The sequence below is a fragment of the Plantactinospora sp. CA-294935 genome (assembly GCF_050936445.1).
Taxonomy (GTDB): domain Bacteria; phylum Actinomycetota; class Actinomycetes; order Mycobacteriales; family Micromonosporaceae; genus Plantactinospora.
In genome coordinates this window covers 736,804-751,005 of record NZ_JBNJMU010000001.1, presented here as the reverse complement: position 1 = coordinate 751,005, position 14,202 = coordinate 736,804, and the positions used below count along the sequence as shown (strand labels likewise).

15 protein-coding genes are annotated in these 14,202 nt (G+C 71.9%); 9 read left to right on the top strand and 6 right to left on the bottom strand.

What is annotated here, in order from left to right:
* Positions 1–433 precede the first annotated feature (433 nt).
* The 4 genes from ACQEVC_RS03375 (at position 434) to ACQEVC_RS03360 (ending at position 3,991) form a co-directional block, all read left to right on the top strand.
* Positions 434–2,170, top strand: coding sequence for a nitrite/sulfite reductase (locus ACQEVC_RS03375; protein ID WP_432873218.1), 1,737 nt, complete (start codon positions 434–436; stop codon positions 2,168–2,170).
* A complete protein-coding gene (locus tag ACQEVC_RS03370; RefSeq protein WP_318402686.1) occupies positions 2,167–2,340 on the top strand; it encodes a hypothetical protein in 174 nt (57 codons plus the stop codon). Before ACQEVC_RS03375 ends, ACQEVC_RS03370 begins: the two co-directional genes overlap by 4 nt.
* Complete coding sequence (locus ACQEVC_RS03365) at positions 2,337–3,098, top strand: phosphoadenylyl-sulfate reductase (RefSeq protein ID WP_432873216.1); 762 nt, start codon at positions 2,337–2,339, stop codon at positions 3,096–3,098. The genes ACQEVC_RS03370 and ACQEVC_RS03365 overlap by 4 nt, the downstream gene beginning before the upstream one ends.
* 95 nt (positions 3,099–3,193) lie before the next feature.
* Positions 3,194–3,991 carry a sirohydrochlorin chelatase gene (locus ACQEVC_RS03360; protein ID WP_432890990.1) on the top strand — a complete coding sequence of 266 codons (798 nt, stop codon included), beginning with the start codon at positions 3,194–3,196 and terminating at the stop codon, positions 3,989–3,991.
* Positions 3,992–4,341: 350 nt separating this feature from the next.
* Here the strand turns inward: ACQEVC_RS03360 and ACQEVC_RS03355 are convergent, their stop codons facing one another.
* Positions 4,342–4,599, bottom strand: coding sequence for a WhiB family transcriptional regulator (locus tag ACQEVC_RS03355; protein WP_130464821.1), 258 nt, complete (start codon positions 4,597–4,599; stop codon positions 4,342–4,344).
* Positions 4,600–5,020: 421 nt separating this feature from the next.
* Entirely contained in the window at positions 5,021–5,971 is a 951-nt protein-coding gene (locus ACQEVC_RS03350) for a diacylglycerol/lipid kinase family protein (RefSeq protein WP_432873213.1), read from the bottom strand.
* Between the two features lie 42 nt (positions 5,972–6,013).
* Here ACQEVC_RS03350 and ACQEVC_RS03345 point away from each other — a divergent pair, with 42 nt between their 5' ends.
* Positions 6,014–6,415 carry a hypothetical protein gene (locus ACQEVC_RS03345; RefSeq protein WP_432873211.1) on the top strand — a complete coding sequence of 134 codons (402 nt, stop codon included), beginning with the start codon at positions 6,014–6,016 and terminating at the stop codon, positions 6,413–6,415.
* Between the two features lie 24 nt (positions 6,416–6,439).
* Here the strand turns inward: ACQEVC_RS03345 and ACQEVC_RS03340 are convergent, their stop codons facing one another.
* Both ACQEVC_RS03340 and sodN read right to left on the bottom strand, forming a co-directional pair.
* Entirely contained in the window at positions 6,440–6,847 is a 408-nt protein-coding gene (locus tag ACQEVC_RS03340) for an anti-sigma regulatory factor (protein ID WP_318402678.1), read from the bottom strand.
* Positions 6,848–6,973: 126 nt separating this feature from the next.
* On the bottom strand, positions 6,974–7,381 hold the full coding sequence (gene sodN, locus ACQEVC_RS03335; RefSeq protein ID WP_318402676.1) for a superoxide dismutase, Ni: 408 nt from the start codon (positions 7,379–7,381) through the stop codon (positions 6,974–6,976).
* A 170-nt stretch (positions 7,382–7,551) separates the two neighbouring features.
* Between sodN and ACQEVC_RS03330 the strand changes: the two genes are divergently transcribed.
* The 4 genes from ACQEVC_RS03330 (at position 7,552) to ACQEVC_RS03315 (ending at position 11,918) form a co-directional block, all read left to right on the top strand.
* Positions 7,552–7,827 (top strand): S24/S26 family peptidase, encoded by a 276-nt coding sequence (locus ACQEVC_RS03330; RefSeq protein ID WP_432890987.1) that lies wholly within the window; start codon positions 7,552–7,554, stop codon positions 7,825–7,827.
* Positions 7,828–7,973: 146 nt separating this feature from the next.
* Entirely contained in the window at positions 7,974–9,200 is a 1,227-nt protein-coding gene (locus ACQEVC_RS03325) for an NAD(P)-dependent malic enzyme (protein WP_432873209.1), read from the top strand.
* A 102-nt stretch (positions 9,201–9,302) separates the two neighbouring features.
* Positions 9,303–10,265, top strand: a complete 963-nt coding sequence (locus tag ACQEVC_RS03320; protein WP_432873207.1) for a zinc-binding dehydrogenase — start codon at positions 9,303–9,305, stop codon at positions 10,263–10,265.
* A 135-nt stretch (positions 10,266–10,400) separates the two neighbouring features.
* Complete coding sequence (locus ACQEVC_RS03315) at positions 10,401–11,918, top strand: hypothetical protein (RefSeq protein WP_432873205.1); 1,518 nt, start codon at positions 10,401–10,403, stop codon at positions 11,916–11,918.
* 88 nt (positions 11,919–12,006) lie between these two features.
* On the opposite strand, the gene ACQEVC_RS03310 is transcribed toward ACQEVC_RS03315, so the two are convergent.
* Together ACQEVC_RS03310 and ACQEVC_RS03305 are read right to left on the bottom strand one after the other, a co-directional pair.
* The gene (locus ACQEVC_RS03310; RefSeq protein ID WP_432873203.1) at positions 12,007–13,002 is read right to left on the bottom strand and encodes an alpha/beta hydrolase family protein; all 996 of its coding nucleotides are present in this window, start codon (positions 13,000–13,002) and stop codon (positions 12,007–12,009) included.
* A 174-nt stretch (positions 13,003–13,176) separates the two neighbouring features.
* The gene (locus tag ACQEVC_RS03305; protein WP_432873201.1) at positions 13,177–14,118 is read right to left on the bottom strand and encodes an alpha/beta hydrolase family protein; all 942 of its coding nucleotides are present in this window, start codon (positions 14,116–14,118) and stop codon (positions 13,177–13,179) included.
* Positions 14,119–14,202 lie beyond the last annotated feature (84 nt).

Genomic DNA, 14,202 nt, shown 5'->3' with positions numbered 1-14,202 from the left:
ACCGGGCAGGACGATCCGGCGAAGGGGTCGAGCCGAACCGCGATCTATGGCCGACGAGGTGCCATCTGTCGCATTAGTTCCAATACCCGAAATCGTAGCGTGAAGCTGACCACAGCGGGTCCGCCAGGCGGGATCAGTGGTCGCGGCGGTGGTCCGGCAGATACGGATGTGGCAGCATGACGGGTATGACCGCCGCCGTGCGCCGTTTCGCGAGGCCGGGATTCACCTCCCGCCGCCACGTGGACTACGGCCGCGTTCGCAGCGCGATCTGTCCGGCCCACTGACGCCGCCCGGACCTGTTCCGTCCCGGGCGTGCAGTGCGCCGGCTTCCCCGACACCGTCGTTCCCGACACCGTCGTCTCCGGTCCGCCCCGGGCCGAGGCCGTCGCTCTGCGCGTCCACCGAGTCACACCGAACAACGGAGGACGCCGCGATGGCGGTCAGCGACACCCCGGCCCGGCCCGGCGCCACCAGCGCGCCGGCGGGCGGCAGCGCACGCGCGGCCCGACCGGCCCGTCGTCCGCGAGGCGAGGGGCAGTGGGCACTCGGGCACCGGGAGCCGCTCAATCCCAACGAGCGGACCAAGAAGGACGACAACCCGCTGAACGTACGGGCCCGGATCGAGAACATCTACGCGCACCGGGGCTTCGCCTCGATCGACCCGCAGGACCTGCGTGGGCGGTTCCGCTGGTGGGGGCTCTACACCCAGCGCAAGGCCGGCATCGACGGCGGGCGGACCGCCGTGCTGGAGCCGCACGAGCTGGAAGACGAGTACTTCATGCTCCGGGTCCGGATCGACGGCGGCCAGCTCAACCTGGAGCAGCTCCGGACGATCGCCGAGGTCTCCCAGACGTACGCCCGGGACACCGCCGACATCACCGACCGGCAGAACATCCAACTGCACTGGATCCGGGTCGAGGACATGCCGGAGATCTGGCGCAAGCTGGAGGCGGTCGGCCTACAGACCACCGAGGCGTGCGGCGACTGCCCCCGGGTGGTGCTCGGCAGCCCGGTCGCCGGGATCGCCGAGGCGGAGGTGCTCGACCCGACCCCCGCGATCGACGAAATCGTCCGGCGTTACATCGGCGACCCGGCGTACTCCAACCTGCCGCGCAAGTTCAAGACGTCGATCTCCTGGCTGGTCGACACGCCGTACGAGGTCAACGACATCTCCTTCCTCGGCGTCGAGCACCCCGAGCACGGCCCCGGCTTCGACCTCTGGGTCGGCGGCGGCCTGAGCACCAACCCGATGCTGGCGCAGCGGCTCGGCGTCTGGGTGCCGCTCGACGAGGTGCCGGACGTCTGGGCCGGGGTGGTCGGGATCTTCCGCGACTACGGCTACCGCCGGTTGCGGCACCGCGCCCGGCTCAAGTTCCTGGTCGCCGACTGGGGCGTGGCGAAGTTCCGGGAGGTGCTGGAGAAGGAATACCTGGGCCGGAGCCTGCTCGACGGGCCGGCGCCGGAACTGCCGGCGAAGCCGGTCGACCACATCGGAGTGCACCGGCAGCGGGACGGGCGCCACTACGTCGGCGCCGCCCCGGTGGTGGGGCGCATCTCCGGGACCCAGCTCGCCGAGCTGGCCGACGCCGCCGCCGAGCACGGCAGCGGCCGGGTGAGCCTCACCCCGTACCAGAAACTCCTGGTCCTGGACGTGCCGGCCGAGCGGACCGACTCGCTGGTCGCGGCGCTGCGCCGGATCGGCCTGGAGGCGTTCCCGTCGGTCTGGCGGCGCGACACCATGGCCTGCACCGGCCTCGAATACTGCAAGCTCGCCATCGTCGAGACCAAGGCCCGGGGCCAGGAGCTGGTGGCCCGGCTGGAGGAGCGGCTCGCCGGCGCCGACCTCGGCGAGGGGCTGAGCATCCACCTGAACGGCTGCCCGAACGCCTGCGCCCGGACCCAGACCGCCGACATCGGCCTCAAGGGCCAGCTCGTGGTCGGGCCGGACGGGCGCCAGGTCGAGGGCTTCCAGGTGCACCTCGGCGGCGGCCTGGGCATGGCCCAGGGCCAGTCCGCCGGCTTCGGCCGCAAGCTGCGCGGCCTGAAGACCACCGCGGCGGAGCTTCCCGAGTACGTCGAGCGGCTCGCCCGCCGCTACCTGGACGGCCGCACCGAGGGCGAGAGCTTCGCGAACTGGGTCGTGCGAGTCGACGAGGAGGAACTGCGATGAGTGGGGATACCCGAGCCGCACCTCTCTACTGCCCTTACTGCGGCGAGGAGGACCTGCGACCCAACGAGGCGTCGCACGGTGCCTGGGAGTGCCGGGCCTGCGCCCGGGTCTTCACGGTGAAGTTCACCGGCCTGCTCGCCACCGCCCTGACCGAAGGGAAGCAGTCATGAGCCCGGTTGTCGCGGCCAACCTCGGGTTGGTCAAGCTCGGTCCGGCGGTGCCGGCCGCCCCGGCCCGGCGGGACCCGGTGGAACTGCGGGCGCTTGCCGAGGAGGCGAACCGCGAACTGGACGGCGCACCGGCCAAGGAGATCGTCCGCTGGGCGGTCGGTGAGTTCGGCGACCGGTTCTGCGTCACCAGCTCGATGGCCGACGCCGTACTGGCGCACGTGGTCTCCCGGGTGGCGCCCGGGGTGGACGTGGTCTTCCTGGACACCGGCCTGCACTTCCCGGAGACCCTTCGGGTACGCGACGCCGTGGCCCGTACCCTGCCGGTCAACGTACGCTCCATCCGGCCCCGGCAGACCGTCGGCCAGCAGGACGGCGAGTACGGTCCCCGGCTCTTCTCCCGGGCACCCGACGAGTGCTGCGCGCTGCGCAAGGTGGAGCCGCTGGAGCGGGCCCTGGCCGACTACGACGCCTGGGCGGCCGGGCTGCGCCGGGACGAGTCGCCGACCCGGGCCAACACCCCGGTGGTGGGCTTCGACCCGCGACGCGGCAAGGTCAAGGTGAACCCGATCGCCGCCTGGAGCCAGGCCGACGTCGACGCCTACATCTCCCGGTGGAACGTGCCGGTCAACGAGCTGTTCCGGCAGGGCTACACCTCGATCGGCTGCTGGCCCTGCACCCGGCGGACCAAGGCCGGCGAGGACCCCCGGGCCGGCCGCTGGGCCATGTTCGAGAAGACCGAGTGCGGCCTGCACGTGTGACCGCCGAGGCCGCCGGGGCACCGGTGGCCGGGTCCGCCGCGACTGCCGCCGGGGTACCGGTGGCCGGGTCCGCCGCGACCGCCGCCGGAGCAGCGGTGGCCGGGTCGGCCCCGGCACCGGTCGTGCTGGTGGCACACGGCAGTGGCGATCCCCGGGCCGCCCGGGCCACCGAGGCGCTGACCCGGGCGGTGGCGGCGGCCCGGCCAGGTCTGCTGGTCCGGGCCAGCTATCTCGACCACGGCCCACCCCGGCCCGGTGCGGTACTGGCCGAGATGGAGGCGGCCGGGCACCGGCGGGCCGTACTGGTGCCGCTGCTGCTCACGGCCGCGTACCACGGCCGGGTCGACATCCCCGGTGCCGTCGAGGCGGCCCGGGAGGCGGGGCTGCGCATGCCGGTGCGTACCGCGGAGGTGCTCGGCCCGACCGCGCGGGGGGTCGATCCACGGCTGCTCGCCGGGCTGCTGCGCCGGCTCGCCGAGGCCGTCGGCCCAGCGCTCGGGGACGGCGTCGTCGACGCGTCCGCGTTCAGGGGCGGCGGGGTCGACGGCGTGGTGCTGGCTGCCGCCGGTACCCGGGACGCCGCCGCCCGGGACACCGTCGCCGAGGTGGCCGAGGCGCTCGGTCGCGTGACGGGGCTACCGACCCGGGTCGGCTACGCCTCCGCAGCCCCACCGACGGCCGGTACGGCGGTCGGCGCGCTCCGGGAGGCCGGCGCTCGACGGGTGGCGGTGGCCACGTACTTCCTGGCTCCGGGCCGGCTCTGCGAGACGGCCCTGGCGTCGGCCCGGGAGGCCGGTGCGATGGCCCTGGCCGCCCCGCTGGGCGACGTACCGGAACTCGTCCAGCTCGTGCTGGGGCGGCTGGATGCGGCGCTCGCCGCTGACCCTCGGTAACCGTTGCCGCTGTTTGCGATCACCCCTGGCGAGTGACGCAGGGTAGTTGGCCTCCGCAACGCACCGTAGTCGTCAACGGCCGACGTTGCGGTCCGGCGCGGCACGGGGTCCCGGCGGTGTTCCGGCCGGCCGGCTCCGGTGCCGGTAATCGTCGTCGGAATCGCGGTCGACGGATGGGAATCGCCTTCGGATTCGGCGTCGGCGAATTGATCAGCGGAATGTCGTCGATCCACTATCCATCGTTACGACAACAGCAGAACGCGTTCTGGGAACAACGGAACGTGTTAGCGCCGAACAGCAGAACGCCCCGGGGAACGAGCCCCAGGGCGTCCGATGCGTGGTGCGGTCGGTCAGGCAGAGTGAGCGCGCAGGACCCGAAGGCCGCCGCGGCGCTTGACGGCGCGCCGCTCCTCTTCGCTCATTCCGCCCCAGACTCCGGCGTCCTGACCGGATTCGAGCGCCCACTGCAGGCACTCGTCGGTCACGGAGCAACGCCGGCAGACGGCCTTGGCCTGCTCGACCTGCAGGACGGCCGGACCGGACGTTCCGATCGGAAAGAACAGCTCCGGGTCTTCGTCGCGGCAGGCAGCATGGTGGCGCCAGTCCATGGCGGCAACACTCCTCAATCTGGGTGGGCGGCAGTGCTTCGTGGATCTTTTCTATATGCATCCGCGGTGTCGATCGCGACGGTGTGGAACCCATCGGTTCGGCAGCGCGAGAGCAGGCTTTGTGTTGTGGGACCCGCGGGGCGGCGGTCGTTGGTCGAACGCGCCCACGCAATGTCCCGGTAACTCAAGTTCGCTTGTGAATACTTTCACGAACTCCCGCGATGTCAAGGGTAGCGCCCGGAAAAACTCTGGGCAGGTGAGACAGGTCACGGCCCTTTTGTCCGGATCTCCGCCCTCGTCGGCACCCGGTGCGCCACAGCCGAGAATCAATATAGTACAGTCCGCCCGACATTGCTGGCATTTCCGGCACCGTCCTCGTTGCACGCTTCGGAGGTTCGCTACCGGTCGCAGTACCCCAGGCTCAGCAGATTACTCGCAGTGCCGCCGGGACGGACGTGAATCGGACTTTGTTTCGCTCGCCGAGGTAGTCGCCGTCGAGCTGGAACGCCTGGGGCTGCTCCGCGACCAGGGTGAACTCCTCCAGGTCGTGCAGCCGCAGAATCTGCCGGCCCCGCGGATCCGGCCGCCGCGACAGGCTCTGGGTCACCATCCGGGTGGTGCTCGGTACCCGCAGCCGACGCAGCGCCAACACGTCCAGGCCCAGGTCGAACGAGGCGTCCGGATTCGGGTTGACCTCGCGGTCCCCGACGTACGTCCAGGGTGCGGTGTTCTGGATGACCACGGTGGCCAGCTCACCCTCGGTGATCTCGCCCGGCTGCTCCAGCCGGATCGCCGGGTGACGCCGCTCCGCCCCGACGAGGTACTGGCTGACGATCGAGCGCAGGTACAGGCTCGGGGTGGAGACCCGGCCCCGCCGGCGGGCCCGCTCCACCCGGTGGATCACCGCCGCGTCCATGCCCAGCCCCGCGCAGAAGGTGAAGTACCGGTCGTCGGCGAGACCGAGACCGATGGTGCGGACCCGCCCCACCCGCAGCGCCTCCAGGATCACGCTGGTCGCCTCCGGCCACTCCCGGGGCAGCCCCAACGCCCGGGCGAAGACGTTGGTCGAGCCACCCGGTACGGCCGCGAGCGCGGGGAGTTGCCCGGCCGGTGGCCGGTCGTCGGCGGTGTGCGAGGGGCCGGCGGTCATCAGGCCGTTGACCACCTCGTTGACGGTGCCGTCGCCTCCGAGCGTCACGACCAGGTCGACGCCCTGCCGGGCGGCCTCCCGGGCCAGCGCGACCGCGTGCCCGCGCCGCCGGGTGTACTCGACGGTGAGGTCCACCTCGCTGCGGAGCGCGCGGACGAGAACGTCCCGGCCCCGGCCCGTCGTGGTGGTGGCCTTGGGATTGACCACCAGGATGGCCCGCATGGGCGGCACTGTACCGCGAGCCGCCGAGGTATCGTGGCGGCCGTGACGAGGGACCCCGAACCGGCACCCGGCGCACTGCGCTGGGCGGTGTGGCTGCTGCGCGCCGAGGGGGTCGGGCTGGCCCTGCTGACGCTCTTCCTGGTCTACGAGCTGTTCGCCGCTACCGCGACCGACCTGCTCTCCGCACTCCTGGTCACCCTCTTCGCGGCGGGCGGCGCGGTGCTGCTCTGGGTGATCGGCACCGCGCTGGAGCGGCGCCGACCGGCCGCCCGCGCCCCGGCGATCGTGTTGCAGCTCATGCTGCTGCCGGTCGGCTACTTCATGATCCTGGGCGGGCTGGCCTGGCTGGGCGGGCCGCTGATCGCGCTCGGTCTGCTGGTCGTCGGCCTGCTGATCAGCACCGCCACCAACCGGGCGCTCGGCTTCGACACCGAACGGGCCTGACCGGGAGACCCGGACCGACCGGGCTCAGACCTCGGCGGCGCGTCGGGTCAACAGCGTGATGGTGGCCCGGTCGCCGGTCGCGACCGCCGTGGCGGAGGTGGTCAGCGCGGTCAGCACCTTCCAGGCGAACGACGACTCCGCCGGCAGCCGCGCTCCCCGGGCGGTGGGCACCGAAACCTCGACGGTGAGCGCGTCGTCGGTGACCGAGAAGCGGCAGTCCAACTCGGCGTCCCGGGTCGTGACGGCCAGCAGCATGGCGCACGCCTCGTCGACGGCGATGCGCAGATCCTCGATCTCGTCGAGGGCGAAGTGCAGGCGGGCGGCAAGGCCGGCGGTCGCGGTCCGCAGTACCCCGAGGAAGCCACCGTCGGCGGGCACGGTGAGCAGTACGACGTCGTCGCCGGTCGTCGGCGGTGTACTCAGCGAAGTCACCAGGCCAGTCCCCCCGTCTCGGACTCTACCGGGCCGTCGCGCCGAGGTGCCGGCCGGATCCGTGGATCCGGCCGGCACCTCGCCGGCAACGTCCCGCCGGACCGGTGGCCGGCGGGGTGGCGGTACTCACGCCTGCTTGGTCTCCCAGAAGATCTTCGCGATCTCGTCGATCTTCTGTAGCAGCTCGTCGGCCTTGGACCCGTCGGTCGTGGCCTTGGTGCCCCCGCCGCCACCGGCGAGCTTGGTGGCCTCGTTGAACAACTGGTGCAACTGCGGGTACTTCTCGAAGTGCGGGGGCTTGAAGTAGTCGGTCCAGAGCACCCACAGGTGGTGCTTGACCAGCTCGGAGCGCTGCTCCTTGATGATCAGCGCCCGGGTGCGGAACTCGGGGTCGGTGTTCGCCGCGTACTTCTCGTCGATCGCCTTGATCGACTCGGCCTCGATCCGGGCCTGCGCCGGGTCGTAGACGCCGCAGGGCAGGTCGCAGTGGGCGTGCGCGACAGTTCGTGGTGTAAGGATGCGTGGAAGTCGCATGGGACCCTCCAAGGCACGTCTGTGATGATCCAGGATGACAGTACTCCTGCGATATGTCCCCGAAGGGGTGGAGGTGAAACTCGGTGTCCACCAGCCCCTCCACCGGCCCTTCCGCGACCGGTGGCCGGCCCGGTGCACCGGTGTTCGCCGTACTCGTGGTCGGGCCGTCGATGGTGCCGACGCTGCGGCACGGCGACGCGCTGCTGGTCCGGCGTGGCGGTCGCGCCGTCCGGCCCGGTGACGTCGTGGTCGGCGTCTTCCGTACCCGGCCGGAGCTGCTGGTGGTCAAACGCGCGGTACGCCCGCTCGACGGTGGCTGGGAGCTGCACGGCGACAACACGCTGGTGACCGACGACTCCCGGGTGTACGGCGTGGCCGACGTCCTCGGCCGGGTGGTGGCCCGCTACTGGCCCCGCCCGAAGTGGTTCTACTACCGGCCGGTATGACCCTGCGGGGCAACCGCGCTTCCCGGCGCCACTATGCTCTGTAGGCCATACCCGGGTGACCCCCGCACCGCTGCCGGCGCTCGCCGATCTCGCGTCCAGCCGGCCGCTCCCGAATGGAATGCAACGTCGCGATCCTTGGAGTCACCATGTCATCCGCCGCCGCCGTGGACCCGTCCGATCCCGCCTTCGCACTGCACCGGGGCGGCAAGCTGGCGGTCGCCTCGACCGTGCCGCTCGCCACGCGGGAGGACCTCTCCCTCGCGTACACCCCGGGGGTGGCCCGGGTCTGCGAGGCGATCGCCGCCGACCCCGCCCTGGCCGACGACTACACCTGGGTCTCGCGCACCGTCGCGGTGGTCACCGACGGCTCGGCCGTGCTGGGGCTGGGCAACATCGGGCCGCGCGCGGCGATGCCGGTGATGGAGGGCAAGGCGGTGCTCTTCAAGCAGTTCGGCGGGGTGGACGCCGTGCCGGTCTGTCTGGACACCCAGGACGTCGACGAGATCGTCGCGGTGGTGACGGCGCTGGCTCCGTCGTTCGGCGGCATCAACCTGGAGGACATCAGCGCGCCGCGGTGCTTCGAGATCGAGCGTCGGCTGGACGAGGCGCTGCCGATCCCCGTCTTCCACGACGACCAGCACGGCACCGCCGTCGTGGTGCTCGCCGCGCTGCGTAACGCCGCGACGCTGCTCAACCGCAAGCTCGGCGACCTGCGGGTGGTGGTCAGCGGTGCCGGTGCGGCCGGCGTCGCGGTGACCAAGATGCTGGCGGCCGGCGGAGTGAACCCGGCCGAGGTGGTGGTCTGCGACTCCCGGGGCATCCTGCACGGCGGCCGGCCGGACCTGACCCCGTCAAAGGCCGAGCTGGCCGAGCTGACCAACGCCGCCGGCCGGGTCGGCGGGATCACCGAGGCGCTGCGCGACGCCGACGTGCTGATCGGGGTCTCCGGTGGACAGATCCCCGAGGACGCGGTGGCCGGGATGGCGCCCGGCGGTGCCGTCTTCGCGCTGGCCAACCCGACGCCCGAGGTGCACCCCGAGGTGGCTGCCCGGTACGCGGCCGTGGTGGCGACCGGCCGCAGCGACTATCCGAACCAGATCAACAACGTGCTCGCCTTCCCGGGCATCTTCCAGGGCGCGCTGGCGGCCCGGGCGACCCGGATCACCGAGGGCATGAAGGTGGCGGCGGCGGACGCGATCGCCGCCGTCGCGGTCGAGGTGGCCTGGTCGGGCGGGACGCACCAAACCGGCTCCGAGGCCGGACAGCTCCGGGTCGATGCCATCGTGCCCTCGCCGCTCGACCCCCGGGTCGCCCCGGCGGTGGCCGACGCGGTGGCGGAGGCGGCCCGTCGCGACGGCGTGGCCCGGGCCTGACACGGGGCTACGCCGAGGGCCTGACGGGGCCACACCGGGGGTCTGTCTCCTGAGGTCGGCCGGTGGTCCGGCGGAGAGCGGCGGTTATCGACCGGGTGTAACGTGTCGATCATGCGTGCCGCCTACGCCTCGACGTTCGATGCCGACGATCCGCTCGCCGCGCTGGTCGTGGGGGATCGGCCCGAGCCAGCCCATCCGGAGCCGGACTGGGTGACGGTGGAGGTGCGGGCCAGCTCGCTCAACCATCACGACGTCTGGTCGCTGCGCGGGGTCGGGCTGGCGGCAGACCGGCTGCCGATGATCCTCGGCTGTGACGCCGCGGGTGTCGACCCGGGCGGCAACGACGTCGTGATCTACCCGGTGATCCCGGATCCGGCCGACCCCCGTGGGCTGTCGCTGCTCTCCGAGCGGCATCCCGGCACGCTCGCCGAGCGGGTCGCGGTGCCCCGCGCCAACCTGGTGCCCAAGCCGTCCGGGCTCTCCTTCGCCGAGGCGGCCTGCCTGCCCACGGCCTGGTTGACCGCGTACCGGATGCTCACCACCCGGGGGCGGGTGGACGCCGGGGAGTCGGTGCTGGTGCAGGGGGCCGGCGGCGGCGTGGCGACCGCCGCCGTGATGCTCGCGGTGGCGCTCGGCAAGCGGGTGTACGCGACCAGCCGTCACCCGGGCAAGCGGGAGCGGATCGCCGCGCTGGGCGCGACCGCGCTGGAACCGGGGGCCCGGTTGCCGGAGCGGGTGGACGTAGTGATCGAGACGGTCGGCGCCGCGACCTTCGACCACTCGCTGAAGTCGGCCGCCCCGGGCGCCCGGATCGTCGTCTCCGGCGCGACGGCGGGGTACGAGCCGCCGGTGAACCTCCGCCGGGTCTTCTCCATGCAGTTGGAGATCCTCGGCTCGACCATGGGCACTCCGGCGGAGCTGGCCGAACTGCTCGGACTGCTGGTGCGGCGGGGGATCCGGCCGGTGATCGACGGGACGTACCCGTTCGCCGAGGCCCGTACGGCCTTCGCCCGGCTGCTCTCCGGGGACGTCTTCGGCAAGGTGGTACTGGAGCACACCGCGTAGCGGGGCGACTTCCGCGACCGTTGCCGGCCTGAGCTGGCGTGATCACGGCTCGAACACGCGCGGTGACAGGATTTGAAAATCCGGACGTTTTGCCCTGGATCAAAACGGACAGCCGGGCAGGATAAGTCCGACGCAATGCACTGGAAAGTCGGGGTAAAGCCTGACTTTAGGAAAAATAAAGGTTCGGTTTTCGCCCTTTCCTTCGCGTCTCCGTCCGCTTGGGGTCGGCGGGTACAGTCGTCCCGTTCCGCCCCTCTGATCGCGGACGAATCTGTACGGCGAAGGAGTCGGATCTTGATGAGTTTCTCTGTGGCGGGTCAGCACAATCGACAAAGACCGCCATCCCGTCGCGCTCCCGGGCGCGGCTGGCGTACCCCGCGATCCCTGGTGGTGGGTTCGGCGACGTTGGGGATCATCCTTGCCGGGATCGGCGTGGCCGTCGCCAGCAGTGGCGACGAGTCGATGACCATTACCCGGGACGGGACCGTGCTGGACGGCCGCAAGATCGATGGGTACGTACACATCAAGGCGGACGACGTCACGATCAGAAATAGCACGATCAAGTACGGCGGAGCGCACGCCGTACGGATTTTCGACGGCTTCACCGGGGCGCTGATCGAGAACACCAGAATTCAGTGCACCCGGCCCGAGACGAATGGTCTCGTCTTCGGCAACTACACGGCCCGCAAGGTGCGCGTCTCCGGTTGCAAGAACGGTTTCATGCACTCGCCGGAAGCGCCCGCGACGATCATAATGTCGACCTGGAACGGGAAGCCGGTCGCCGCCGGCGACCTGCCGTCGACCGCCCGGCCGGAGCCGACCCCCGACCCCACGACACCGGCGCCCGAGGACTCTCCGGACGGGCCGGATCCGGCCGCCGCGGCGACCATGACCAGGGCGCCGGCCAGCCGGGCACCCTCCTCCTTCCCCGGCCCCGACAACACCGGTGTGCCGGCCGGCACCACGCTGCGGGCCTCGGGTTCGATCAAGGTCACCCAGGACGGTCAGGTGCTCAGCGGCCTGAACATCACCGGCTGCGTGACCGTCACCGCCAAGAACGTCGTCATCCGGAAATCCCGGATCACCTGTGACGGGATCTATTCGATCCGTACGATCGACGCCGTCAACCTGGTGGTGGAGGACGTCGAGATCAACGGCAAGGGAAAGAATTCGGCCGCGGTATGTTGCGGCGAATACACGCTGCGCCGGGTCGACATCAGCAACGTTATCGACGGACCCCGGCTCGGCAGTGACGTGGTCGTCGAGGATTCCTGGATCCACCATCTGGCCCGCGGGCCCGGATCGCACAACGACACGCTCCAGACCACCGGTGCCTCGAATATCGTGGTCCGGGGCAACACGCTGGAGGCGTACAACCCGGTGACCAGAGATCCGTTCAACGCCTGCCTCATGATCGGATCGACCACCGGGCCGATCGTCTCGAATCTCGTCTTCGAGGGCAATTACTGCAACGGCGGAAACTATTCCATCGGCGTGCGTGCCGATCTCAATGCCGCCAACATCCGATTGAGCGGCAACGTCTTCGGGCGAAACTACCGATATGGCGTGATAGCCCGACCCGACCAGCGCGGCATCAGTTGGGAGCGGGCGACCAACCTCTACGCGGACAACCGGAGGCCGGTGGTGGGTTAGCCCATCCCCTCGCGGGCGCGGCCGGTCGGGCCAGGACCGGCCGCGCCCGGCCGTGCACCGGCCGGGCGTAGCGGCACTCGGGGCGAACTCAGAGCCGGTCGTCGAGGGTGGCCAGCCCGCCCCGGGCCGCCTGGGTCGGCAGCCGCCGCAGCGCCCGGCCGTCGCCGTAGAGGGTCCAGCGGAGGAACTCGATGGTCGTGCCGGCGACCACGTCGAGCGCCTCCTCGTCGCTGCCGAGCAGCGCGCCGACGTGGTCGCCGTCCGGCAGCGTCAACATCGCCTTGGGCCAGGGGACCCGGTCGTACGCCGCCTTGCCGGCCCGGTACGACACCACGTCGTCGCGCTGCCCGTGCACGAAGAGCTGGGGCGCGGCCGCCCCGCTGAACGCGGTGCCGACGCCGAGAGCGGTGCCGGCGAGCACGATGCCGGCGTCGAGCCGGACGTCCCGCCCCGCCGTGAAGAGCCCGATCGTGGTGACGCCGCCCGCCGAGTGCCCGGCCGCGGCCACCCGGTCGACGGCGAGATGGCCGCGCAGCGGGTCACCGGCCCTGCCGTCCAGCGCCAGCACCCGGGTCAGCACGTACGACGCGTCGGCCGGCTGGTTCACCACGTCGAGTACCTGGAGTTCGGACGCGCCCCGGCTGGTGTGCGGATAGCTCGGCGCCACCACCACGAAGCCCGCCGCCGACCAGCGCACCAGCAGCGTCCGGTAGTCCGACGGCCGGCCGGTCAGGCCGTGGCTGAACAGCACCACCGGAAACCGTCCGTCGGCGACCCGGGCACCCCGATCCGGGGAGCCGCCCGGCGCTCCGTCGGCCGGATACCAGACGGTGACCGGGAGCCTGCGGTCACCGCCCCGGTTGTAGCTCAGCTCCCGTACGCCGACCGCGAAGCGACGGTTCGGTGCGGCGCCGACCGGCGGCGGGCTGGCCGGGGTGGTGACACCCGGACTCGGGCTTCCGGGCGGAGCGGCCCGTTCGGCGACCGGGCGGCCGGACCCGGCGGAGCAGCCGGCCAGGGTCGCGGCCAGAGCCGTGCTGACGGTCGCGGTGGCGAGCGCGGCACGGAAGGGATGTCGGCGCATGGCATCGATTCTGCCTCGCCCGCCGACCGGTCGAGCCGTCCTCGGCCAGCGGTGCCAGGGTCGTCCACCGCCCCGATGTACGCGGTGCGCGCTTCCACCACCCTGCGGACCGCCGTGGCCGCCGGGGAAGCCGGGGCGCGTGCGCCGGGCAGTTCGGGGCGGGAAGGGCTCGCCTCAGCCGAGACGGTCGGCGAAGACGGTGATGCCGGGTGCGGCGGCACCGGTCGGGAGGTCACGCCGGGCCCGGGTGTCGCCGTAGAGCGTCCAGCGCAGGAACTCCGTCGTCGCGGTCAGGGTCTGGGTGAAGCCGCGCCGGCCCGGGACGAGGTATTCACCGTGCCCCTGGCCGCGCACCGTGAGAAACGCCTTGGGCCACGGCACCCGGCGGAAGGCGTCCCGACCACGGCTCACCGATACGACACGGTCGGCGTCGCCGTGCACGAAGAGCAGCGGTGCCGGCGGCCCGCCGAAGGTGGCTCCGGGCATCCCGGCGCCGCCGATCACGATGCCGCCGCGCAGCCACTCCGAGTGCCCCGGTGCGAACAGCCCGGCGGTGGTGTAGCCACCCGCCGAGTGTCCCACCGCGCCGATCCGGGTCACCGCCAGATGCCCGGAGAACCGGTCGCCGGAGACCTGGTCCAGCCGGCTGACGTACTGGATCACCCGCCAGGCGTCACCCGGCTGCCGGCGGATGTCGTTGCGGTCGAACCGGCGCGCCGCGCGTTTCGTGTGCGGATAGGCCGGGGCGGCGACCACGAAACCGGCCGAGGCCCACCGGGTGGTCAGCGGGGCGTGCAGCTCGGGCAGGCTGTGCAGGCCGTGGCTGAACAGCACGATCGGAAACCGGCCGGCCGCGACCGGCGCGTCCCGGCGGGGCACGGTCGGCCTGGCGGCGGCACTGGCGGGCCGGTCGTCCCGGGCCGGATACCAGACGGTGACCGGGAGCGGGCGGGCGGTGCCGCGACCGAGATCGAGCGTACGCACGCCGACCGCGTACGTCCGATTCGGGGCTGAACCGGGCAGTGCCGCGGGAGCCGGAGCGGCCACCACCCACCCGCTGGCGGTGAGCGCGATCGGCAGTAACAGGGCGAAGAGCCCCGCGATCCTGGGGTTCACGCGCACAGCATCGACGCTAGACGGTGGAACGCCGTACGAGGCCAGCTTTCCGGTCCTCGTGCGGCGGCCACCCGGACGGTTTGT